Here is a 23,321-nt window from a genome sequence, read left to right as displayed (position 1 = left end):
AGGCCCGCATGAGCGACTCCCTTGATCTCAGCCTCGATGGCGTAGAGCGCCGGTCACTGGCTGACTTCACCGAACAGGCCTACCTCAACTACTCCATGTACGTGATCATGGACCGGGCCTTGCCGCATATCGGCGACGGCCTGAAGCCGGTGCAACGGCGCATCGTCTACGCCATGAGCGAACTGGGCCTGGACGCCGACTCCAAGCACAAGAAGTCGGCGCGTACCGTCGGTGACGTGCTCGGCAAGTTCCACCCCCATGGCGATTCGGCTTGCTACGAAGCCATGGTGCTGATGGCGCAGCCGTTCAGCTACCGCTACACCCTGGTCGATGGCCAGGGCAACTGGGGTGCGCCGGACGATCCGAAGTCCTTCGCTGCCATGCGTTACACCGAGGCACGCCTGTCGCGTTACTCAGAAGTGCTGCTCAGCGAACTGGGCCAGGGCACGGCAGACTGGGTGCCGAACTTCGACGGTACCCTCGACGAGCCTGCGGTGCTTCCGGCGCGTCTGCCGAACATCCTGCTCAACGGTACCACCGGTATCGCCGTGGGCATGGCCACCGACGTGCCGCCGCACAACCTGCGCGAAGTCGCCTCGGCCTGCGTGCGTCTGCTCGATGAGCCCAAGGCCACGGTCGAGCAGCTTTGCGAGCATATCCAGGGCCCGGACTACCCGACCGAAGCCGAGATCATCACCCCGCGCGCCGAGCTGTTGAAAATCTACGAAAGCGGCCGTGGTTCGGTGCGCATGCGCGCGGTGTATCGCATCGAGGACGGCGATATCGTCGTCACCGCGCTGCCGCACCAGGTCTCCGGGGCCAAGGTGCTGGAGCAGATCGCCGCACAGATGCAGGCCAAGAAGCTGCCGATGGTCGCCGACCTGCGCGACGAGTCGGACCACGAGAACCCGTGCCGAATCGTCATCATCGCCCGTTCCAACCGGGTCGACCTCGACGAGCTGATGCAGCACCTGTTCGCGACTACCGACCTTGAGTCCAGCTACCGGGTAAACGTCAACATCATCGGTCTGGACGGCCGCCCGCAGTTGAAGAACCTGCGGGCGCTGCTGGTCGAGTGGCTGGAATTCCGCGTGCAGACGGTGCGCCGCCGACTGAAATTCCGCCTGGACAAGGTCGAACGCCGCCTGCACCTGCTCGAAGGCCTGTTGGTAGCCTTCCTCAACCTGGATGAAGTGATCCACATCATCCGTACCGAGGACCAGCCAAAAGCCGCGCTGATCGCCCGTTTTGACCTGACCGAAACCCAGGCCGAGTACATCCTCGAGACGCGTCTGCGCCAGTTGGCGCGCCTGGAAGAGATGAAGATCCGCAACGAGCAGGACGAGCTGGCCAAGGAACAAGCCAAGTTGACCGCCCTGCTCGGTAGCGAAACCAAGCTGCGCAAGCTGGTACGAGCCGAGCTGATCAAGGATGCCGAAACCTATGGCGACGACCGCCGTTCGCCAATCGTCGAGCGTGCCGAAGCCAAGGCCCTGTCGGAAAACGAGCTGATGCCGACCGAGCCGGTCACCGTGGTGCTGTCGGAGAAGGGCTGGGTGCGTTGCGCCAAGGGTCATGATATCGACGCCACGGGGTTGTCGTACAAGGCGGGCGATGGCTTCAAGGCCGCCGCCGCCGGGCGCTCGAATCAGTTTGCCGTGCTTATCGACTCCACTGGCCGCAGCTACTCGCTGGCCGCCCATACCTTGCCATCGGCTCGTGGCCAGGGCGAGCCGCTGACCGGCCGCCTGACGCCGCCGCCGGGCGCGAGCTTCGATTGCGTGCTGTTGCCTGAAGATGACGCCCTGTATGTGATCGCCTCCGACGCCGGCTACGGCTTCGTGGTCAAGGGCGAAGACCTGCAGGCCAAGAACAAGGCCGGTAAAGCCCTGCTCAGCCTGCCGAACGGCGCCAAGGTCATTGCGCCGCGGCCCGTGGCCGACCGTGAGCATAACTGGCTGGCAGCGGTGACCACCGAAGGTCGGCTGCTGATCTTCAAGATCAGCGACCTGCCGCAGCTGGGTAAAGGCAAGGGCAACAAGATCATCGGTATCCCGGGTGACCGGGTCGCCTCGCGTGAAGAATTTGTTACCGATCTGGCGGTCATTCCTGACGGTGCGACGCTTGTATTGCAGGCCGGCAAGCGTACCCTGTCTCTCAAGGCCGACGATCTCGAACATTACAAGGGTGAGCGCGGGCGCCGTGGCAACAAGCTGCCCCGTGGCTTCCAGCGGGTTGACGCGCTGTTGGTCGAAATACCCGGATAAGCCGGGTTAGACAGCCTGAACGGGTATTTTCGTGCCCGTTCGCGGTTGAAACACTGGAGTCGAGCCGCTATTTCGCGGATGATAGGCTCCTTGCGGTACCAGCGTGGCTGTGTATCCAAACGAATCTATATGAGTATCACTGCGGTTTGCCTTGTGGCGACCGCCTGGATGGGATGATGAAATTTCTGCGCCTTCCGTTGGTTCTGCTGTGTGGCGTGCTCGGATTGGCCGGTTGCAGCATGCACCAGCCGGTATCCCTGTATCAGCTCGACAGCGGTGAGCCTGGCCAACCCAAGCAAAGCGCTGGCATGGCGGTGGTGCTCGGCCCTGTGTCGATCGCCGATTACCTGCAACGCGAGACCCTGCTGCAGCGTCAGGCCGATGGTAGCCTGACCGCAGCCACCGATGGCCGTTGGGCCGGTAGCCTGTCGGCAGACATCGACCAGTTGCTGGTCCGTCAGCTGGCCTGGCGCCTGGACAGCCAGCGCGTGGTCCTGGCCCCGGCCAGCACCGGCTTTACCCCGGATGTACAGGTTCTGCTGTCGATTACCCGCCTGGACTCCGGTACCAACCAGCCAGCGATCCTCGACGCCCAGTGGCGCCTGCTGGACCGCCGTGGCCAGGTCCGTGACAACCGCATCGTGCACCTGGAGCAACAGCACCAGGGTAGCGAGTCTGCCCAGGTTCAAGCCCAGGGCCAGTTGCTGCAAAAGCTCGCCGAGCAGTTGAGCATTGCCTTGAAGCCGCTGGCCAATCAGCCTGCAGTGGTTGAAGAACAACCGAAGAAGGCCGCGCCGGTTCAGGTGCGTAAAGAGCCGGAGAAATCGAAGATTCCTTTGGCTACGCCGATTCGTACTGATCTGGAAGTGTTCCGCTTCTGAGTCGAGTGGTTACAAAAAGCCCGCAGTGATGCGGGCTTTTTTGTGGGCGCTCATCTTACCTGTGGGAGCTGGCTTGCCAGCGATCGGCCGTGAAGCGGTCGTAAGTCAGCCAGCACGGGTCTGTCCTCATCGCTGGCAAGCCAGCTCCCACAGGTCAGCAATAAAAAAGCCCGCATCACTGCGGGCTTTTTGTGTAGCAGGGGCTCAGCTCTTGACCCGGCGCTCATGCATCCGCGCCAATTGCCGCTCCAGCATCGACGGATACGGCTCCATCAAGCGCTCGACACAGCAGGCGCCTTCGGGGCTGGCGATCGGGCGAATGCGCGCGCGCTGGCGCACCAGGGCATCGTCGCTGATCTTGCGCTCGACCAGCAGCAGGTTGCGGCTGTGCTGCGACAGGGCCAGGGCGTCCTGGGCCTTTTCAGTCAGCAGCAGGTCGATCTGGCTCAGGCCGTGCAGGTCTTCACCCAGGGCCAGGCCCAGTTGCAACTGCAGGGTGATGCCGCTGTCAGCCACTTCGATCTGCAGGGCATGGCCCAGGGCGCGCAGCAGCTCGCCACAGCAGATGGCATTGGTGAGGTAGTCCTCGCCGCTGTCCTGGCTGTGGAACAACAGCAGGGTGCTGCCGTCGTTGAGCGTGTGCATTTCGCTTTCATACAGCGAGGCAGCCTGGTCGAGGCAGTCGCGGTAGCGTTCCAGCAGCTCGGTCAAGCGCGTGCGTGGCAGACGCCGTAGTTGCTCCTGGGAGCCCAGTTGCACCGCCAGCACGGCGCTGGCCTGTGGCTCGCGGTTGATCGGGGCAGCCGGGGCAGGGGCGGCGCTGTGGTCTTCGTCGAGCAGGTCGGCGAAGGCATCATCGCTGTCGTCATCCGCCGCAGGTTTTACCGGTTTGGCGGCCTTGCTCACGGCAGGTTGTTCGTCGAAGCTCGGGTCACGCAAGTTGCGCACTTCGAACTCCGGTTCATCCTCGTCGAAGGATTCTTCGGCTTCTTCTTCCGGCTCGACTTCCCGTGGCGGCGGGGCCAGGCGCGTGTGCAGCTGGCGCGCCAGGTCACCGATTTCATCCTGGCGCTCGATCGCCGGGGTGAACTCGTTGATGTCGCGCAGCCAGACCCGCAGCTGCAACAGCGGCGTGGAGATATAGCGACCCAGGCGCAGGCTCATGGCCAATGCCAGGGCCAGCAGGATACCGGCGAGGATGCCCATGCTCTGCAGGCTGATGGTCAGCGGTTGCTGGAACTGGCTCATGTCCAGGCTGATGCGCAGTTGCCCGGCAGTTACATCCTGGAAGGTGATCTTGGTCTGGTACAGGCCTTCGGCCTCGCCCAGCAGGCCGTTTTTCGGGCGCTGGCCGGCTTCGGCGAGGATCCGGTTGTCGACGCTGTAGATCGCCGCGTGGGCCACCAGCGGATTCTTCACCAGGTTGCCGAGCAACACGTTGAGGCTGAGGATGTCGTTGGACACCAGCAGCTCGGTGGCCGAGGTAGCAGTCTGGGTGGTCAGGCTCTGCCCAAGGGCATCGGCTTGCTCATGCATGGCCTCCTTGAACTGTAGGCCCATCACGCAGGCGTAGATCACCAGCGCCAGTGCCACCAGGAACACGTTATGGCAGGCGATACGCAGCGCCAGCGGTATTCGGCGTTGGCGCAGGGCGTGGAAGATCAGCAGGAAGAAGTTGTCGGTCTTAACGGGCGTGGGCCGGTTCACAGAGCGCGGCTCTTTATGTCGGAGAAGTTGCTGCGCAGTATAGCGAGCGCTCAGGGGCGGGCAAAGTATCGACTGCGCCCGATGGTCAGCGAAAATCGGTAGAATGCGCTTTTTTTCAATGAGTCGGAGCCCGTCTTGCGCGAAATCGTTCTGATTAACATCACCGGTGAAGACCGCCCGGGTCTTACCGCGGCCATCACCGGCGTCCTGGCCCAGGGTGGTGTGAACATCCTCGACATCGGTCAGGCGGTGATTCACGACACCCTGTCCTTTGGCATCCTGGTCGAAATCCCGGATACCGAGAAGGCCTCATCGGTGCTCAAGAACATCCTGTTTGCGGGCTACGAACTCGACCAGCAGGTACGTTTTACCCCGGTTTCCGAAGCCGACTACCAGAATTGGGTCGAAGGTCAGGGCAAGGCCCGACATATCGTCACCCTGCTGACCCGCAAGGTCACTGCCGAACAATTGCAGCGCGTCAGCTCGATCACGGCCAAGTACGGTCTGAATATCGACCATATCGATCGCCTGTCGGGTCGTGTGGCACTGGATACGCCGGCTGAGCAGAGCAAGGGCTGCATCGAGTTCTCGGTACGTGGCGAGCCGGCTGATCCGCAGGCCCTGCGCGCCGAGTTCCTCAGCGTCGCCCAGGAACTGAACGTCGACATCGCCTTCCAGCAGGATTCGCTGTTCCGTCGCAACCGCCGCCTGGCGGTGTTCGACATGGACTCGACGTTGATCGAAGCCGAAGTCATTGACGAGCTGGCCAAGGCCGCCGGTGTAGGCGAGCAGGTTTCCGAAATCACCGAGCGGGCCATGCGCGGCGAGCTGGATTTCCGTGCCAGCTTCAAGGAGCGCCTGGCGCTGCTCAAGGGTCTGGACGTTGGCGTACTGGACGAGATCGGTGCTTCGCTGCGCCTGACCGAAGGCGCCGAGACGCTGTTCGCCGAGCTCAAGCGCCTGGGCTACAAGACGGCCATCCTCTCCGGCGGCTTCACCTATTTTGCCAAGCAACTGCAAGCCAAGCTGGGCATCGATTATGTGTTCGCCAACGAGCTGGAAGTGGTCGATGGCAAGGTAACGGGTGTGGCGGTCGAGCCGATCGTCGATGCCCAGCGCAAAGCCGACCTGCTTGGCGAGCTGGCGCGCAAGGAAGGCCTGCAGATGGAGCAGACCATTGCCGTCGGTGACGGCGCCAACGACCTGCCGATGCTGGCGATTGCCGGCCTGGGCGTGGCTTTCCGGGCCAAGCCGCTGGTCAAGCAGTCGGCCAAGCAGGCGATCTCGACCCTCGGCCTGGATGGTGTGCTGTACCTGTTGGGTTTCCGGGATCGCGACGGTCGCGTCTGACGGACCAGGCGTCACCGATTTGGTTTTACCGGCCTCATCGCGGGGCAAGCCCGCTCCCACAGGTATTAAAAAGCCCGCATTGATGCGGGCTTTTTCATTTTCAGGCTTGTGCTGGCAGTGCCAGGCGCTGGCCCATGCTCACCGCCGAGCTGGCGCCAAGTTCTTCGGCCCACTTCACTTGCTCTGGCCCGAACAGCACGACAGCAGTCGAACCCAGCTTGAAACGGCCCAGTTCGGCGCCTTTTTCCAGATGGATCGGCGCACGGCTGGCTTCGTCGTAGCGCACGGTTTTCAGTTCACGCTTGGGTGGCGTGACCAGCCCAGCCCAGACGGTTTCGATCGAGGCGACGATCATCGCGCCCACCAGCACCACGGCCATCGGCCCGCGTTCGGTATCGAACAGGCAGACGACTCGCTCGTTGCGGGCGAACAGTTCCGGAACGTTTTCGGCAGTGGTCTGGTTGACCGAGAACAGCCGGCCCGGCACGTAGATCATCTCGCGCAGGGTGCCGGCCAGCGGCATATGCACGCGGTGGTAGTCCTTGGGCGACAGGTAGATGGTAGCGAACTCGCCACCCATGAACGGCGCGGCATTGGCAGGGTCGCCGCCCAGCAGTTCCAGGGCGCTGAAGCTGTGGCCCTTGGCCTGGAAGATGCGGCCGTGCTCGATCGGGCCGAGCTGGCTGACGGCACCGTCGGCCGGGCAGAGGATCGCCCCCGGGGTTTCGTCCAGCGGACGCGCACCCGGCTTGAGGGCGCGGGTGAAGAAGGCGTTGAAGTGCTCGTAGGCGGTGACGTCTTCGACCAGGGCCTGGGACATGTCCACCTGGTAGCGCTTGGCGAACCAGCTGGTGAAGGCGTTCTTGAACCAGCGCACGCGGCATTCGGCGATGCAGCCGGCCAGGCGCGAGAGCAGGTGGTGAGGCAGCAGGTACTGGCTGATGATGAACAAGCGGGATTTCATTAGGTTTCCTTAAACTTCGACAGGGGTGTCGGGGTGGTTGCCCCATTCGCCCCAGGATCCGGCATAGGCTTTGACCCGAGGGTAGCCCAGATGCTTGGCCACCAGGTAGGTAAAGCCGGAACGGTGATGAGTCTGGCAGTGGGTGACCACTTCCTTGTCTTTGCTGATGCCGAGCTGTTCGAGGATCTCGGGCATGTCCTTGCGGATGCGCAGGGCATCGTTCATGTCCATGCCGGCGGTCCACTCGAAATTGACTGCGCCGGGAATGTGCCCGCCCTTGGCAGCCAGGACTTTCTCGCCCCGGTACTCAGCCGGGCTGCGCGCGTCCCAGATCGCCAGGTCGGCGGCGCCGAGGCGGCTTTGCAGGTATTCGCGGGTGGCCGTTGGCTCTTCGTGCAGGGTCAGGTTGAGCGTGCCGCTGGCATTGGCCGGTACTTCAGTGCTGAGGGTGCTCGCCGGCCACGCCTGAGCGCCACCGTTGAGGTAGTGGTAACGGCAATGACCGATGACATCCAGCAACCAGATGAAGCGCCCGGCCCAGCCGCCGCCTTCGTCGTCATAGACCACGTAGACCGCATTGGCGTTATGGCCGAGCTCGGCAAACAGTTTTTCCAGGTCGGCCTTGGCCGGCAACAGGCCCGGCGCTGGAGGCTGGCCCAGCTGCGTGCGCTTCGGGTCGACGAAGCGTGCACCGGGAATATGCCCGCTGGCGTAGCGGTTAACGCTGGTCAGGTCGACCAGGATCAGCTCTGGCGCATCCAGCCGGGCTTGCAGGTCAGCCGGCTCGATTACCAGGGGCAAGCCAGAAAAGTCAGTCATCCAGAGTCTCCAGAGCGGAACAGAGGGGGCGATTGTAGCGCATGGCTCAGGCGCTGCGGTTGCTGAAGGCGGTCAGGGCCCGCTCGATACATTGCGCAGTTTTGCCGAAGGCTTGCACGCTGACGTCCGCCAATGGCTTGCCGCCCTGGTCGGCGACCAGCAGCATCACCCCCCGGCCATTGCTCGACAATGAGCGCAGCAACAGGTGCTCGCTGCGAAACAGTGCGCGCAGGCTGGCCGGCAGCAGGGCCGAGAACTGGGCGTGGTTTTCCGGGGTCAGGCGCAGTTGCGCCGATTTGCTCAACAAGCGTTGCAGCAATTTGCTCTGGTCGATGGGCAGCACCAGGCTGGCGGCATCTGCCGGCACGCCGGCAATCTGATGGACCCGCAACTGGCTCTGGGTCTTGTCGGTCATCAGCAGCATCACCCGCTGCATGCCGCAGGCGATCAGGGCGTCGCGGGCAAGGGTGGTCAGGTGGATGGCATTGCTGAACGGGCTGGGCTCGGCCAGCAACTCGCCGCAGAGCTTGCGCCAGATACCCAGGGCTTGAGCCGAAGGGGGCGCAGGGGCGATCTGACCTTGGTGCAGGCGTTGCTGATGCCAAGGCCAGAGCAGGGATTCGGCCGGGTGGAACAGGCCTGGGCAGGCGTGATGACGGGCGCTGATCGCGGCTTGTTGGTGCACCAGTTGCTGCACGTCGTCCAGCGGAGTTTGCAGGTAAAGGCTGGTGAGCAATTGCCAGCGCTGCACGTGCGGATTGGTCCAGCCCACCTGCGCGGCCAGGGCCAGGCCGTTGGCCAGTAGCACGGTATTGGCCGGCTGATTGAACCAGCGGCGCAAGCTCGGCTGATCGTCGAGGTGCTGTTGCTGGTGCAGACTGTCCTGGTCACGGGCGATGAGGATCGCCTGGGCCAGTAACCGGCGCTCTTCCTGGAGCAAATGGTAACCGCGTGTTACCCAGTCCGGCAGGCGCCAGTGTTCCGCCAGGGCCTTGCACAGGCTCATGACCCGGACGCCGAACAGCTCTATTTCCACCCTGGGTGCCGATTCGCCCCTATGCACCACGCGCAGCTCCCACTCATCAAGGAGCTTGGGATGAGTCAGCGCCAGCGGCCACAGCGGCGAGAGGAACAACAGGCTGCCCCAGTGAATCTCTTGCCACAGGCGCGCCAGGCGGCTGGCGAACAGGCCGTTGGCTTGCTGGCTGGCATGCTGGCTGACAACCTGCAACTGACGCAGGGTTGGCGCAATCTCGCCCTCGGGCATGGCCGGCAGGCGTTCCAGCAACTCCGCCGTGCGCGCCAGGCCCAGGCGGTTGAGCGCGACCTCCAGGCTCTCGGCTGCCTCGCCGGTGCTGGTATTGCTGTGGTGGTTGGCCTCACGCATGACACTGAGCACCAGTGCCGGGCTGTCCTGCATCAGTTCGGCGATGTCGCGCAACGAGCGGCGGCTATCGCCGATGGCGATTTTTACCCGCTCGTAACTGGCCAGCGGAACTGGCAAGCGTACGCTGTCGAGGAGCTTGACCCAGGCATCGAGTGTTTTTGGTGTTTGACTTGGCACGATGGTTTCAATAGGCATGCTGGAGGTAGGCCGAACTGGCTTTTCGCCTTGACTGACTATAGTCTGGCGCAGTTCTGCCGATAAGTAGAAGAAGAGTTTTTTTAACTTCCGCTCACGACCCTGACCACGACAGTAAGTGCTTTCTATCTATGGCTAAAATTATCGGCATCATCGTCGTATTCGCGAGTGTGCTCGGCGGATATGTACTTTCCCACGGCAAGATTGCGGCCCTGATCCAGCCTTTCGAAGTGCTGATTATCGGTGGCGCTGCATTCGGTGCGTTCCTCCAGGCCAACCCTGGCTACATGACCATGCATGTAGTCAAGAAGTCGCTGAAGATGTTCGGCACGCGTTTTACCCACACCTTCTATATCGAGGTGTTGGGCCTGGTCTACGAGATTCTCAACAAATCCCGTCGCGAAGGCATGATGGCGATCGAAGCCGATATCGAAGACGCCGCTGCCAGCCCGATTTTCGCCAAGTATCCGGCGGTACTGGGTGATGAACGCATGACCGCGTTCATCTGTGACTACCTGCGCATCATGTCCACCGGCAACATGGCCCCGCACGAGCTTGAGGGCCTGTTCGACATGGAGCTGCTGAGCATGAAGGAAGAACTCGAGCACCCGTCCCATGCCGTCAACGGCATCGCCGACGGCATGCCGGGTTTCGGTATCGTTGCCGCGGTACTGGGGATCGTGGTGACCATGGCCTCGCTGGGCGATGGCGACCAGAAGTCCATCGGCCTGCACGTCGGTGCAGCGCTGGTCGGTACCTTCTTCGGTATTCTCGCCGCGTACGGTTTCTTCGGCCCGCTGGCCACGTCCTTGCGCCATGACGCCAAGGAAGAGCTGAACGTCTATGAGGCGATCAAGGCCTCGCTGGTGGCTTCGGCCTCGGGCATGCCGCCATCGCTGGCCGTGGAATTCGGGCGCAAGGTGCTTTTCCCTGCCCACCGCCCGAGCTTCGCCGAGCTGGAACAAGCAGTTCGCGGTCGCTAAGCCATGGAAAATAATCAGCCCATTATCGTCAAGCGCATCAAGCGCTTTGGCGACGGCCACCACGGTGGCGCCTGGAAGATTGCCTTCGCCGACTTTGCCACGGCGATGATGGCGTTCTTCCTGGTGCTGTGGCTGCTGTCGACGGCCACGCCCGAGCAGAAGATTGCCATTGCCGGCTATTTCAAGGACCCGATCGGTTTCTCCGAAAGCGGTACACCCTACATCATCGATCTGGGCGGTTCGCCCCAACTCGCCCCGGAAAAGACCATTAACCCGGAAGTGAAGTCCGAGCCGACACCTGACACCAGCCTGCAGCTGGACCAGGACAAGGTCGAGAGCATGGCCGAGCAGGTCGAGCGCGAGCGCCTGGAATTGCTGCTGCAGGAGCTGCAGAACAAGGTCGAAGAGAACCCGCAGCTGCAGAAGTTCAAGGACCAGATTCTCTTCGAGATCACCCAGGACGGGCTGCGCATCCAGATCATGGACGCCGAGAACCGGCCGATGTTCGACCTTGGCAGCGCGCGCTTGCAGCCGTACTTCGAGGACATCCTGCTGGCGATGGCCGATACCATCAAGGCGGTGCCGAACAAGATCAGCATCAGTGGCCATACCGATGCCAAGCCGTACGCCGGTACTGGTGACTTCGGCAACTGGGAGCTGTCGGCCAACCGCGCCAACGCGGCCCGTCGCGCGCTGGTCGCCGGTGGCTACCCGGATACCCAGGTGGCGCGGGTGGTGGGCTATGCCTCGTCGTCGTTGTTCGACCGGCAGAACCCGCTCAATCCGGTCAACCGCCGTATCGACATCATCGTCCTGACCAAGAAGGCCCAGCGCACCATCGAAGGCGAGCAGAACCAGCCTGCCGCCCCCGATGCCGCACAGCCAGGCACCGCGACGCCGGCACCGGGTGCAACGCAAGAGCAGGCCCCGGCGGCCGAGCCCGAGCCGATGCAGCCACGGGAGTTGCGTCAGAAGCTGAACATCTTCGAAGACGGCGTGTTGAAGATGGACGAAAACAAGCAGTAAGCCTGCTTGCGTGAAAACGCCCGTGCGCAGCGATGCCCACGGGCGTTTTTTTGCGCTACAGGCTAGAAGCCGCGGCGGATCTTGGCCTTCAGGTCGGCATGGAAGAAGTCGGCGTTGGAGCGGTTGGTGGCATTGGCCTCGCAGGCTTCACTGTCGATGGAGCGCTTGAAGGTCTGCTCGTCATGGTAGGCGCGAACGTACAGGTCGATGTGTTCGCGGTTGGTCATGGTTGGCCACTTTTCCAGATACGCCGGCAATGTAGCCTCTGCGCACTGGTAGAAGGCTACCCGGCGGTTGACCAGGGTGGCGGCGCCGAGCTGGAAGGGTACCCACCAGGCATCGGCGGTCTCGGGGGCGAGCACGGCGATCAGATGAGTGCACTGGCTGATGTTGCGGCGGATGATGCCGCTGATATCGTCGGTGGTCTGCTGCGCCCCACTGTCGAACAGGTCCAGTTGGGTACTGATGCCTTCGAGCTTGAGCCGTTCATTGATAATGAAGGCGTCCAGGCGTTCGCTGTGGCGATAACTGATAAAGACTGGCATCAGTAGTGCCCTCCCACGCTGGAGGGAGTGGCATCGATGCGCAAAAGCTGAATTGTCATGGTTGATTCCTTTCATACGCAGGGCATGGGTTGATTCGCTTCATGGCGGCGAATCTTGAAAGGTGACAATCAGCGAAAGTCTTCCGGACAGCAAGGTACGACCAACAAACAAGATGCGCCCTACTTGTTTGGGTAAAAAGTCCTACAGGCTGGTCCTACAAAACAGCAGGTTGAGGCTCGTTTCCGAGCCCCATGCGTTTCAGTAGCTGTCTTGCGGCAGGCTGGCGATGATCGAGCGATAGCTGTTCATCCGCTGTTGTTGCACGCGGCCGTCTTCGAGGGCCTTGAGCAGGGCGCAACCGGGCTCGCGGTCGTGTTTGCAGTCGCGGAAGCGGCAGGTGCCGAGCAGGTCGGTGAACTCGATGAAGCCGGCTTCGACATCGGCGCGGCTGACATGGCCCAGGCCGAATTCGCGGATGCCCGGGGAGTCGATCAGTTCGCCACCACCGGGGAAGTGGTAAAGACGGGCGGTGGTAGTGGTGTGGGTACCCTGGCCGGACCATTCCGACAGATCACCGACGCGGGTCTGCACTTCAGGTAACAGGCTGTTGACCAGCGACGACTTGCCAACCCCGGACTGTCCGACAAACACGCTGATATGGCCGTCGAGCTGTGCCTGCAACTGCGCCATGCCATTGCCGTGGTGGGCCGACACTTCCAGTAGCGGGTAGCCGAGCTGCCGGTACACCGCCAGCAATGCATTGAGTGCCGGAGCATTCTGCTCGTCGATCAGGTCCGCCTTGTTCAGCAGCAGCAAGGGCCGGATGCCGGCATGTTCGGCCGCTACCAGATAGCGGTCGATCAGGTTGGCATGAGGTTCCGGTGCCGGTGCGAAAACGATCACGATCAGGTCGACGTTGGCCGCCACCGGCTTGAGCTGGCCGCGGCTGTCCGGGCGGCACAACTCGGTGTGGCGCGGCAACTGCGCTACGATCACGCCAATGCCCTGGTTGCCCGCACGCCACACCACCTTGTCGCCAGTCACCAGCGCCGGCAGGTTGGCCCGCAGGTGGCAACGGAACACCAGGCCGGCAACGTCGCCGTCCTGGGCTTCGACTTCGACCTGCACGCCAAAGTGGGCGATGACCAGGCCCAGTTGTTCCGGGCCGAGGTCGCCGCCTTCGAGCTCCTTCAGGGTCTGTTGTTCGCGTTTGGCGGCGCGGGCAGCGCGTTCACCCTGGATTTTTTCGATGCGCCAGTTCTGGCGTCGATTGAGCTGGCGTTTGGCCATGAAGGTTCCGTGTTCGGGAGGCAATATTTAACGGCGGGGAGTTTAGCACGCTCCACTAGGCTAAACTGCGCACCTACCGAGGAGCAGAATCATGCAGAACCCACAGAACCTGATCTGGATCGACCTGGAAATGACCGGTCTGGATCCGGATCAAGACGTCATTATCGAAATGGCCACCATCGTCACCGACAGCGACCTCAACACCCTGGCTGAAGGCCCGGTGATCGCTATCCACCACAGTGACGAGGTGCTGGCGCGCATGGATGAGTGGAACACTCGCACCCACGGCGCCTCCGGCCTGACCCAACGGGTCAAGGACAGCAAGGTCAGCATGGCCGAAGCCGAGGCCCGGACCATCGCCTTCCTGGAGCAGTGGGTAGCGAAGGGCAAGTCGCCGATCTGTGGCAACAGCATCTGCCAGGACCGCCGGTTCCTCTACCGCCACATGCGCAACCTGGAAAACTACTTCCACTACCGCAACCTCGACGTTTCGACCCTCAAGGAGCTGGCGGCACGCTGGGCCCCGGAAGTGCGCGACAGCTTCAAGAAGGGTGGCACCCACCTGGCACTGGACGATATTCGCGAGTCGATCAACGAACTGCGCCATTATCGCGAGCACTTCATCAAGTTCTGAGTGCAGCGCCGCCGGCTTGTACAGACAATCCGCGCGGCGCCCCCTTTTGGTGCCTGTGGCAACTGGTTAGACTGCGCGCCCCTTTGCACGGATCTGCGCCATGTTGTTGATGCTCTACCTCATTGCTATCACCGCCGAAGCCATGACCGGTGCACTGTCTGCTGGCCGTCGCGGCATGGACTGGTTCGGTGTGGTGCTGATCGCCTGCATCACCGCTCTGGGTGGTGGCTCGGTGCGCGACGTGCTGCTGGGGCATTACCCGCTGACCTGGGTCAAGCACCCGGAATACCTGGTGCTGACCAGTTTCGCGGCGCTGATGACCATCTTTATTGCGCCGCTGATGCGCCACCTGCGCTCACTGTTCCTGGTGCTCGATGCCCTGGGGCTGGTGGCCTTCACCCTGATTGGCTGCATGACCGCGCTGGAAATGGGCCAGGGCATGCTGGTGGCATCGATCAGCGGGGTGATTACCGGGGTGTTTGGCGGCATTCTTCGGGATATCTTCTGTAACGATATTCCGCTGATCTTCCGCCGCGAGTTGTATGCCAGTGTGTCGTTCGCTGCGGCCTGGTTCTATCTGGGCTGTGTGTACTTCAATGTGCCGGGCGAGCAGGCGATTCTGCTGACCTTGTTTGGCGGCTTCCTGCTACGGCTGCTGGCGATTCGGTTCCACTGGGAAATGCCGAAGTTTCATTACAACGACGAGCATTGAGTCGATAACCGTATCGCGGGGCAAGCCCGCTCCTACAGGCCGGGGCTAATCCCTGTGGGAGCGGGCTTGCCCCGCGAAGAGTGCTGCGCCAGCGCCCACTCCACATGCTCACGCACCAGCTCCGACGGAAAATCCTGCCGCGCCTTGAGCGCCTCCAGTACCTGGATAGTCGACGGCGCATTGCCCAAGCCCACCGCCAGGTTGCGCAACCAGCGCTCATAACCGGCACGGCGCAGCGGTGAGCCTTCGGTGCTGTCGAGGAAGGTCTGCTCATCCCACATGAACAGCTCGGCAAGCCCGGCGCTATCGAGGTTGTGCCGGGGCTTGAAGTCGCTCTCGCCGGTAGGGCGGGCAAAACGGTTCCACGGGCAGACAATCTGGCAGTCGTCGCAACCGAACACCCGATTACCGATCAACGGTCGCAGCTCTTCGGGGATCGCGCTTTTCAGCTCGATGGTCAGGTACGAGATACAGCGCCTGGCATCCAGCACATACGGGCCAACAAAGGCCTGGGTCGGGCAGATGTCCAGGCAGGCGCTGCAGCGCCCGCAATGTTCGCTGGCCTGCGGTGGGTCGACCGGCAGCGGCATATCGACGAACAGTTCGGCGAGAAAGAAGTAACTCCCGGCCTTGCGATTGAGCAGCAGGGTGTTCTTGCCGATCCAGCCCAGCCCGGCCTGCTCGGCAATGGCCTTTTCCAGCACCGGGGCGCTGTCGACAAAAGCACGAAAGCCAAACGGGCCTATGTCCTTCTGGATGCGCTCGGCCAGGTGTTGCACGCGTTTGCGCACCAGCTTGTGGTAATCGCGACCCAGGGCGTAACGGGAGATGTAGGCCTTCTCCGGTTGGGCCAGTTGCTGGGCCATGCGCGTGTCGCCCGGCAGGTAGTCCATGCGCAGCGAGACCACGCGCAAGGTGCCTGGCACCAGCTCATCCGGGTGCGAGCGCTTGCTGCCGTGGGCGCCCATGTAGTCCATTTCGCCGTGGTAGCCGGCTTCGAGCCAGCGTTCCAGGTGTTTTTCGTGCTCGCCCAGGTCTACCCCGGCGATGCCGACATGGGCAAAGCCAAGCTCTCGGCCCCAATCCTTGATCGATTGGGCCAGTGCGGGTAGGTCGGGGGCAGAAGCAGGCATGGGAATAAGGCAATACGGACTCAGGTGCGTATAATTCTGCCAGACATCAGAGCCTTTGACCCATGCCTCAGACCAAACACCCCACAAACGAGCCGCATCGGCTCACCAGCGTCACCCTTGCGCCCCTGGCACCACGTCATGCCGGCGCTCATAAAGGCGACTTCGGCCATGTGCTGGTGGTCGGTGGTGATCGCGGTACCGGCGGCGCGGCGCTGCTCAGTGCCGAAGCCGCTTTGCGCTGCGGCGCCGGGCTGGTGTCGCTGGTTACCCGGCCTGAGCATGTGCCCGCGGCCATGGCCCGCTTGCCCGAGGTGATGAGCCTGGGCGTGCATTCGGCCAATCAATTGATGACGCCGATCGAGCGGGCTTCGGTGCTGGTGGTTGGCCCTGGCCTCGGCCAAGCGGCCTGGGGGCGCAGCCTGTTGTCGGCGGTGTCCAGCAGCCAGGTGCCACAGGTGTGGGACGCCGATGCCCTCAACCTGCTGGCTTGCACGCCCTTGCCGCTGCCCAAAGGCAGCATCATTACCCCGCATCCGTGGGAGGCCGCTCGTCTGCTTGGTGTATCCACCGAAGCCGTGCAGGCCGACCGGCCTGGCGCGGCGCGCAAACTCGCGCGCAAATATGCGGTCGTATGTGTGCTGAAAGGCTCTGGCACCCTGGTGGCCGATCCGGCGGGGCAACTGGCGCTCTGCTCGCGTGGTCATCCGGCGATGGCTGGCGCCGGCCTGGGTGATGTGCTCAGTGGTGTGCTCGGCGCCTTGCTGGCCCAGGGCATGTCGGCCTGGGAAGCGGCCTGCCTGGGCGTCTGGCTGCATGCCTGCGCCGGCGAGCGCCTGGGCGTTCAGGGCCGTGGCCTGGCGGCCAGCGATATGGCCCCGGCAATTCGTCAGTTATTGGAGGAACATTCAGCGTGTCTGGCATAACCCTGTTTTTGGCCGATGAAGAGGCCATGGTCCACTTCGGCAACCGCATTGCCCAAGTGACCCAAGGTCACGGCGTGATTTTTCTCGAAGGGGACCTGGGGGCCGGCAAGACCACCCTGTCGCGAGGCATTATTCGTGGCCTTGGGCACCAAGGCGCAGTAAAAAGTCCTACCTTTACAGTGGTTGAGCCTTACGAGATTGGCGACATCCGCGCCTTCCATTTCGACCTCTACCGTCTGGTCGATCCGGAGGAGCTGGAGTTCATGGGCATCCGCGATTACTTCGAAGATGACGCCCTGTGCCTGTTCGAATGGCCCCAAAAAGGGGCGGGCATTTTGCCAAAGCCCGACCTGACCATTACCATAAGCCCCCAGGCGAGCGGTCGTTCGCTCAACCTGTCGCCGCAGGGGGCACGTGGCGAAGCCTGGTGTGCCGCTCTGGCCTTGGAATTCAAATAGAAAATGGGGATAGGTATGCGCATTCGCGCACTGGTTTCTGTCGTAGGACTGCTGCTTACGGCAGTAGCCGTGGACGCTCTGGCCGTTACGCAAGTCAAAAGTATGCGTTTATGGCGAGCGCCGGATAACACACGGCTGGTCTTCGACCTCTCGGGCCCTGTGCAGCACAGCGTATTTACCCTGACCGCCCCGGATCGCCTGGTGATCGACATCAATGGCGCGACCCTGGCCGCGCCGCTTTCAGTGTCCACCTCCAACACCCCGATTACCAGCGTGCGCTCGGCCCAGCGTACGCCCACCGACCTGCGCGTGGTGGTTGACCTCAAGAAGTCGGTGACGCCCAAGAGCTTCACCCTGGCGCCCAACGCGCAGTACGGCAACCGCCTGGTGGTCGATCTGTTCGACCAGGAGGCCGACGCCGTCACCCCGCCGCCGACCCCGCCGGTCGCCACCACGCCTGCGGTGCCGGTGACTCCGGCACAACCGGCGATCAAGCTGACCCCGGTGCCCAATGGCAAGCGTGACATCGTCATCGCCATCGACGCCGGTCACGGCGGTGAAGACCCGGGGGCTTCCGGCTCGCGCGGCCAACACGAAAAAGACATCGTCCTGGCCATCGCCAAGGAACTGCAGCGCCAGATCAACTCCGAGAAGGGCTTCCGCGCCGAGCTGACGCGTACCGGCGACTACTTCATCCCGCTGCGTAAGCGCACCGAGATTGCCCGCAAGAAGGGCGCCGACCTGTTCATTTCGATCCACGCTGACGCCGCGCCGTCCAAGGCCGCGTTTGGTGCCTCGGTGTTCGCCTTGTCCGATCGCGGTGCCACCTCGGAAACCGCGCGCTGGCTGGCCGACAGCGAAAACCGCTCCGACCTGATCGGTGGTGCCGGCAACGTCAGCCTCGATGACAAGGACCGCATGCTCGCCGGTGTGCTGCTCGACCTGTCGATGACCGCTTCGCTGAGCTCCAGCCTCAACGTCGGGCAGAAGGTCCTGGGCAACATGGGCCGTATCACGCCGCTGCACAAGCAGCGCGTCGAACAGGCCGGGTTCATGGTGCTGAAATCGCCGGACATCCCGTCGATCCTGGTGGAAACCGGCTTTATCTCCAACGCCAACGAGGCCGCCAAGCTGGCCACCCCGAGCCACCAGCAGTCCCTCGCCCGCTCGATTCACAGTGGCGTGCGCCAGTTCTTCCAGCAGAACCCGCCGCCGGGCACTTATGTCGCCTGGCTGCGTGACAGCGGCAAGATTGCCCAGGGCCCACGCGAGCATTCGGTGCGCCCGGGCGAGACGTTGGCGATGATCGCCGTGCGCTATCAGGTCAGCGTTGCCAGCCTGCGCAGCGCCAACAGCCTGAAGACCGATGAGCTGAAAGTCGGCCAGCACCTGAACATCCCGACCACGGCACTGGCGGCCCAGCAATGAGCAGCAGTGCCCGGATCGAGCTGCTCAGCCCGCGGCTGGCCAACCAGATTGCTGCTGGTGAGGTAGTCGAGCGCCCGGCCTCGGTAATCAAGGAGCTGCTGGAAAACAGCCTGGACTCCGGTGCCAAACGCATCGACGTCGAAGTCGAGCAGGGCGGCGTCAAGTTGCTGCGGGTGCGCGACGACGGTGGCGGTATCGCTGCCGATGACCTGCCGCTGGCCCTGGCCCGGCACGCCACCAGCAAGATCCGCGACCTGGAAGACCTCGAGCGGGTCATGAGCCTGGGCTTTCGTGGTGAGGCCCTGGCCTCGATCAGTTCGGTCGCCCGCCTGACCCTGACCTCGCGCACCCGTGACGCCGAGCAGGCCTGGCAGGTGGAAACCGAAGGCCGCGACATGGCCCCGCGGGTGCAGCCTGCGGCGCATCCGGTCGGCACCTCGGTGGAAGTGCGCGACCTGTTCTTCAATACTCCAGCCCGGCGCAAGTTCCTCAAGACCGAGAAAACTGAATTCGATCACCTGCAGGAAGTGATCCGGCGCCTGGCGCTGGCGCGTTTCGACGTGGGTTTTCACCTGCGTCACAACGGCAAAAGCATTCTCAGCCTGCACGAAGCCCATGACGACACTGCTCGCGCTCGCCGCGTAGCCGCTATTTGTGGCCCGGGCTTCCTTGAGCAGGCGCTGCCGATCGAAGTCGAGCGCAACGGCTTGCACCTGTGGGGCTGGGTCGGCCTGCCGACCTTCTCGCGCAGTCAGGCCGACCTCCAGTACTTCTTCGTCAACGGCCGCGCAGTGCGCGACAAGCTAGTCGCCCACGCCGTGCGCCAGGCTTATCGCGACGTGCTGTTCAACGGTCGGCACCCGACCTTTGTGCTGTTTCTCGAAGTCGACCCGACAGGCGTCGACGTCAACGTGCACCCGACCAAGCACGAAGTGCGCTTCCGTGACGGGCGCATGGTTCACGACTTTCTATACGGCACCTTGCACCGCGCCTTGGCCGATGTGCGCCCGGAAGACCAGTTGGCCGCGCCTGCTGCGACCGGCGAGATCGTCCGTCCCAGCGGCATTCAGGCGGGTGAGTTCGGGCCTCAGGGCGAGATGCGCCTGGCCGCCAATCTGCTCGAGCAGCCGCCTGCCGAGCCAGGCCTGCGCCCGTCCCTGGGCAGCAATGGCAGTGGCGCTGGCTATCAGTATCAGTACACACCGCGGCCAGCCCAGGCATTGCCTGCGGCCGAAGCCCAGGGTGTGTACCGTGAGTTCTTTGCCCCACTGAACGATGCCGCGCCTGCTGCATTGCCCGAAGGCCAGGGCGACATCCCGCCTCTGGGTTACGCCCTGGCCCAGCTCAAGGGCATCTATATCCTTGCCGAAAACGCCGTCGGCCTGGTGCTGGTTGACATGCACGCCGCCCATGAGCGGATCATGTACGAGCGCCTCAAGATGGCCATGGCCAGCGAAGGCCTCAGCGGCCAACCGCTGCTGGTGCCGGAATCCCTGGCCTTGAGCCAGCGCGAAGCCGATTGCGCCGAAGAGCACGCCGAGTGGTTCCAGCGCCTGGGCTTCGAGTTGCAGCGCCTGGGCCCGGAAAGCCTGGCGATCCGGCAGATTCCAGCGCTGCTCAAGCAAGCCGAGGCCAATCGCCTGGTTCAGGATGTACTGGCGGACCTGATGGAATACGGCACCAGCGACCGTATTCAGGCGCACCTGAACGAACTGCTCGGGACCATGGCCTGCCACGGCGCGATCCGCGCCAACCGGCGCCTGGCCATCCCGGAAATGAACGGCCTGCTGCGCGACATGGAAAACACCGAGCGCAGCGGTCAATGCAACCATGGCCGACCGACCTGGACCCAGATGGGCCTGGACGATCTGGACAAACTGTTCCTGCGCGGTCGATGACATGAGTGGCAAACCTCCAGCGATATTCCTCATGGGCCCGACTGCGGCGGGCAAGACCGACCTTGCCATCGAGCTGACCAAGGTCCTGCCATGCGAGCTGATCAGTGTCGACTCGGCGCTGGTCTACCGTGGCATGGACATTGGCACCGCCAAACCGTCCAAAGAGATTCTGGCTGCCCATCCGCATCGCTTGATCGACATCCTTGACCCGGCTGAAAGCTATTCGGCCGCCGATTTTCGTCGCGATGCGCTGGAGGCCATGGCCGATATCACCGCGCGCGGCAAAATCCCCCTGCTGGTCGGCGGCACCATGCTTTATTACAAGGCATTGCTCGAAGGCCTGGCAGACATGCCGGCGGCTGACCCGCAGGTGCGTGCCGAACTCGAAGACGAGGTCCAGCGCCTCGGCTTGCACGCCCTGCACCAGCAACTGGCGGCGGTCGATCCGGAATCGGCGGCGCGTATTCATCCCAATGACCCGCAGCGGCTGATCCGCGCGCTGGAGGTCTACCGGGTCAGCGGCCTGACGATGACGTCACATCGCCAGCGTCAATCCGCGGAAAGTAGCGCCGCAGGCACGTCCGCAGCGGGCCAATTGCCCTATACTGTCGCCAGCCTGGCCATTGCGCCTGCCGATCGACACGTATTGCACGAGCGGATTGCGCTAAGATTCGGGCAAATGCTGGAACAGGGCTTCGTTGACGAGGTCCGATTGCTGCGAGCCAGAAGTGACTTGCATGCGGGGCTGCCGTCTATACGGGCGGTTGGTTATCGCCAGGTCTGGGATCACCTTGATGGCAAGTTGACTTCAGTGGAAATGCAGGAGCGCGGCATTATTGCCACTCGCCAATTGGCGAAGCGGCAGTTCACCTGGTTGCGTAGTTGGGCTGACCTGCACTGGTTGGACAGCCTGGCCTGCGACAATCTGTCTCGCACCTTGAAATACCTTGGATCGGTCTCCATATTGAGCTGAGTCCTTGCAATAGCCGTCTATCCTTGGGGTGGGGCGGCTTGAGCCATCAGTTTTTCTTTGATTTTTTTACTATTGATCCTTACAGGAGTGCGGCATATGTCAAAAGGGCATTCGCTACAAGACCCTTACTTGAATACTTTGAGAAAAGAAAAAGTTGGGGTTTCGATCTATCTGGTTAACGGTATCAAGCTGCAAGGCACGATCGAATCCTTCGACCAGTTCGTGATTCTGCTGAAGAACACCGTCAGCCAGATGGTTTACAAGCACGCCATCTCGACAGTTGTCCCTGTGCGTCCGATCCGTCTGCCTAGCGCAACCGAATCAGAGCAAGGCGACGCTGAGCCAGGTAACGCCTGATAGGAGTCTGCTTTGTTCTTTGAGCGCCACGGTGGTGGTGAACGGGCAGTCCTCGTTCACTTGGAAGGTCAGAACCCTGAGGCGCGCGAAGATCCGCAGGAGTTTCAGGAGCTGGCACTGTCGGCTGGGGCCGATATTGTCGCGTTCGCCAATGTGGCGCGACATCAGCCCACCGCCAAATACCTGATTGGCAGCGGCAAGGTCGAAGAGTTACGCGACCTGGTCAACGCCGAACAGGTAGATTTGGTGATTTTCAATCACACCCTCACCCCCAGTCAGGAACGTAACCTCGAACGAGTCTTCGAGTGTCGCGTGCTTGACCGCACCGGTCTGATTCTCGACATCTTCGCCCAGCGGGCGCGTACCCATGAAGGCAAGCTGCAGGTCGAACTGGCCCAGCTCGAGCACATGAGCACGCGGCTGGTGCGTGGCTGGACTCACCTTGAGCGGCAAAAAGGCGGTATCGGCCTGCGCGGCCCGGGTGAAACCCAGCTGGAAACCGACCGCCGCCTGCTGCGGGTACGCCTGCGCCAGATCAAGGCGCGCCTGGAGAAGGTCCGCAGCCAGCGTGAACAAGCTCGCCGTGGCCGTAAACGGGCGGATATCCCCTCGGTTTCCCTGGTCGGCTACACCAACGCCGGCAAGTCCACCCTGTTCAACGCCCTGACCCAGTCCGAGGTCTATGCCGCCGACCAGTTGTTCGCGACCCTCGACCCGACCCTGCGCCGGCTTGAGCTCGACGACCTCGGGCCGATCGTGCTGGCCGACACCGTGGGCTTCATTCGTCACCTGCCGCACAAGCTGGTCGAGGCATTTCGGGCTACGCTCGAAGAGTCGAGCAACTCCGACCTGCTGCTGCACGTGATCGACGCCCATGAGCCTGAGCGCATGGCGCAGATCGAGCAGGTCATGGCGGTACTGGGAGAGATCGGTGCAGAAGGCTTGCCGATCCTCGAGGTCTATAACAAACTCGACCTGCTTGAAGGTGTCGAGCCGCAGATTCAGCGCGATGCCGATGGCAAGCCGCAACGGGTCTGGGTCTCGGCCCGCGATGGTCGGGGGCTGGAGCTGGTGGGGCAGGCGGTCGCCGAATTGCTGGGGGATGACCTGTTTGTCGGTACCTTGCGCCTTGAGCAGCGTTTCGCCCGGCTGCGCGCGCAGTTCTTTGAACTGGGTGCGGTGCAGAGCGAAGAGCATGACGATGAAGGCAGCAGCCTGCTGGCTGTGCGATTGCCGCGGGTGGAGTTGAACCGCCTGGTCAGCCGCGAAGGTTTGCAGCCGCTGGAGTTCATCGAGCAACATACTTTGCAATAAATGCCCGGCGACGCGGTCGGGCAGCCGTGACAGGCATTCTGTAGCATTGGACGGCGCGCCGTGGGCGCGTCTTTGCT

At 62.8% G+C, this 23,321-nt stretch carries 21 protein-coding genes; 14 read left to right on the top strand and 7 right to left on the bottom strand.

Going from position 1 to position 23,321, the window contains the following annotated elements:
* The first annotated feature begins 8 nt into the window (after positions 1-8).
* Positions 9-2,267 (top strand): DNA topoisomerase IV subunit A, encoded by a 2,259-nt coding sequence (parC, locus tag JV241A_RS22540; protein ID WP_115089132.1) that lies wholly within the window; start codon positions 9-11, stop codon positions 2,265-2,267.
* 176 nt (positions 2,268-2,443) lie between these two features.
* Entirely contained in the window at positions 2,444-3,148 is a 705-nt protein-coding gene (locus JV241A_RS22535; protein ID WP_115089130.1) for an ABC-type transport auxiliary lipoprotein family protein, read from the top strand.
* Between the two features lie 204 nt (positions 3,149-3,352).
* Here the strand turns inward: JV241A_RS22535 and JV241A_RS22530 are convergent, their stop codons facing one another.
* Positions 3,353-4,855 (bottom strand): HAMP domain-containing protein, encoded by a 1,503-nt coding sequence (locus tag JV241A_RS22530; RefSeq protein WP_134064534.1) that lies wholly within the window; start codon positions 4,853-4,855, stop codon positions 3,353-3,355.
* A gap of 135 nt (positions 4,856-4,990) precedes the next feature.
* Here JV241A_RS22530 and serB point away from each other — a divergent pair, with 135 nt between their 5' ends.
* On the top strand, positions 4,991-6,205 hold the full coding sequence (gene serB, locus JV241A_RS22525; protein ID WP_134064532.1) for a phosphoserine phosphatase SerB: 1,215 nt from the start codon (positions 4,991-4,993) through the stop codon (positions 6,203-6,205).
* Positions 6,206-6,305: 100 nt separating this feature from the next.
* Here the strand turns inward: serB and asd are convergent, their stop codons facing one another.
* The 3 genes from asd to JV241A_RS22510 are packed head-to-tail and all read right to left on the bottom strand — an operon-like array spanning position 6,306 to position 9,570.
* Positions 6,306-7,169 carry an archaetidylserine decarboxylase gene (gene asd / locus JV241A_RS22520; RefSeq protein WP_134064530.1) on the bottom strand — a complete coding sequence of 288 codons (864 nt, stop codon included), beginning with the start codon at positions 7,167-7,169 and terminating at the stop codon, positions 6,306-6,308.
* A gap of 9 nt (positions 7,170-7,178) precedes the next feature.
* Entirely contained in the window at positions 7,179-7,988 is an 810-nt protein-coding gene (locus JV241A_RS22515) for a rhodanese-like domain-containing protein (RefSeq protein WP_115089120.1), read from the bottom strand.
* Between the two features lie 46 nt (positions 7,989-8,034).
* Positions 8,035-9,570: an HDOD domain-containing protein gene (locus tag JV241A_RS22510; RefSeq protein ID WP_134064528.1), complete on the bottom strand. Its 1,536-nt coding sequence runs from the start codon at positions 9,568-9,570 to the stop codon at positions 8,035-8,037.
* Between the two features lie 131 nt (positions 9,571-9,701).
* Between JV241A_RS22510 and motA the strand changes: the two genes are divergently transcribed.
* Positions 9,702-10,553 carry a flagellar motor stator protein MotA gene (gene motA, locus JV241A_RS22505; protein ID WP_115089116.1) on the top strand — a complete coding sequence of 284 codons (852 nt, stop codon included), beginning with the start codon at positions 9,702-9,704 and terminating at the stop codon, positions 10,551-10,553.
* A gap of 3 nt (positions 10,554-10,556) precedes the next feature.
* Positions 10,557-11,579: a flagellar motor protein MotB gene (gene motB, locus JV241A_RS22500; RefSeq protein ID WP_115089114.1), complete on the top strand. Its 1,023-nt coding sequence runs from the start codon at positions 10,557-10,559 to the stop codon at positions 11,577-11,579.
* Between the two features lie 62 nt (positions 11,580-11,641).
* Here the strand turns inward: motB and JV241A_RS22495 are convergent, their stop codons facing one another.
* Both JV241A_RS22495 and rsgA read right to left on the bottom strand, forming a co-directional pair.
* Positions 11,642-12,124: a TIR domain-containing protein gene (locus JV241A_RS22495; protein WP_115089112.1), complete on the bottom strand. Its 483-nt coding sequence runs from the start codon at positions 12,122-12,124 to the stop codon at positions 11,642-11,644.
* A gap of 258 nt (positions 12,125-12,382) precedes the next feature.
* Positions 12,383-13,414 (bottom strand): small ribosomal subunit biogenesis GTPase RsgA, encoded by a 1,032-nt coding sequence (gene rsgA / locus JV241A_RS22490; RefSeq protein WP_134064526.1) that lies wholly within the window; start codon positions 13,412-13,414, stop codon positions 12,383-12,385.
* 91 nt (positions 13,415-13,505) lie between these two features.
* On the opposite strand from rsgA, the gene orn reads away from it, so the two are divergent.
* Together orn and JV241A_RS22480 are read left to right on the top strand one after the other, a co-directional pair.
* Complete coding sequence (gene orn, locus JV241A_RS22485; RefSeq protein ID WP_115089109.1) at positions 13,506-14,048, top strand: oligoribonuclease; 543 nt, start codon at positions 13,506-13,508, stop codon at positions 14,046-14,048.
* A gap of 100 nt (positions 14,049-14,148) precedes the next feature.
* Positions 14,149-14,760, top strand: a complete 612-nt coding sequence (locus tag JV241A_RS22480; protein ID WP_038997454.1) for a trimeric intracellular cation channel family protein — start codon at positions 14,149-14,151, stop codon at positions 14,758-14,760.
* A gap of 32 nt (positions 14,761-14,792) precedes the next feature.
* Here the strand turns inward: JV241A_RS22480 and queG are convergent, their stop codons facing one another.
* Positions 14,793-15,893: a tRNA epoxyqueuosine(34) reductase QueG gene (queG, locus tag JV241A_RS22475; protein ID WP_134064524.1), complete on the bottom strand. Its 1,101-nt coding sequence runs from the start codon at positions 15,891-15,893 to the stop codon at positions 14,793-14,795.
* 62 nt (positions 15,894-15,955) lie between these two features.
* Here queG and JV241A_RS22470 point away from each other — a divergent pair, with 62 nt between their 5' ends.
* From JV241A_RS22470 to hflX, 7 genes are all read left to right on the top strand, one after another.
* Complete coding sequence (locus JV241A_RS22470; protein WP_134064522.1) at positions 15,956-16,816, top strand: NAD(P)H-hydrate dehydratase; 861 nt, start codon at positions 15,956-15,958, stop codon at positions 16,814-16,816.
* Complete coding sequence (gene tsaE / locus JV241A_RS22465) at positions 16,804-17,274, top strand: tRNA (adenosine(37)-N6)-threonylcarbamoyltransferase complex ATPase subunit type 1 TsaE (protein ID WP_134064520.1); 471 nt, start codon at positions 16,804-16,806, stop codon at positions 17,272-17,274. Before JV241A_RS22470 ends, tsaE begins: the two co-directional genes overlap by 13 nt.
* Before the next feature lie 3 nt (positions 17,275-17,277).
* Positions 17,278-18,702, top strand: coding sequence for an N-acetylmuramoyl-L-alanine amidase (locus JV241A_RS22460; RefSeq protein WP_205125920.1), 1,425 nt, complete (start codon positions 17,278-17,280; stop codon positions 18,700-18,702).
* Complete coding sequence (gene mutL / locus JV241A_RS22455; RefSeq protein ID WP_134064517.1) at positions 18,699-20,600, top strand: DNA mismatch repair endonuclease MutL; 1,902 nt, start codon at positions 18,699-18,701, stop codon at positions 20,598-20,600. Before JV241A_RS22460 ends, mutL begins: the two co-directional genes overlap by 4 nt.
* A 1-nt stretch (position 20,601) precedes the next feature.
* Entirely contained in the window at positions 20,602-21,573 is a 972-nt protein-coding gene (miaA, locus tag JV241A_RS22450) for a tRNA (adenosine(37)-N6)-dimethylallyltransferase MiaA (RefSeq protein WP_134064515.1), read from the top strand.
* 96 nt (positions 21,574-21,669) lie between these two features.
* Positions 21,670-21,930 (top strand): RNA chaperone Hfq, encoded by a 261-nt coding sequence (hfq, locus tag JV241A_RS22445; protein WP_010221594.1) that lies wholly within the window; start codon positions 21,670-21,672, stop codon positions 21,928-21,930.
* Between the two features lie 12 nt (positions 21,931-21,942).
* Positions 21,943-23,244, top strand: a complete 1,302-nt coding sequence (gene hflX / locus JV241A_RS22440) for a ribosome rescue GTPase HflX (protein ID WP_010221595.1) — start codon at positions 21,943-21,945, stop codon at positions 23,242-23,244.
* Positions 23,245-23,321: the final 77 nt, after the last annotated feature.

Origin of the sequence: Pseudomonas sp. JV241A (assembly GCF_900275665.1) — a bacterium.
Classification (GTDB): Bacteria; Pseudomonadota; Gammaproteobacteria; order Pseudomonadales; family Pseudomonadaceae; genus Aquipseudomonas; species Aquipseudomonas wadenswilerensis.
This window is presented reverse-complemented; position numbering and strand designations above follow the sequence as displayed.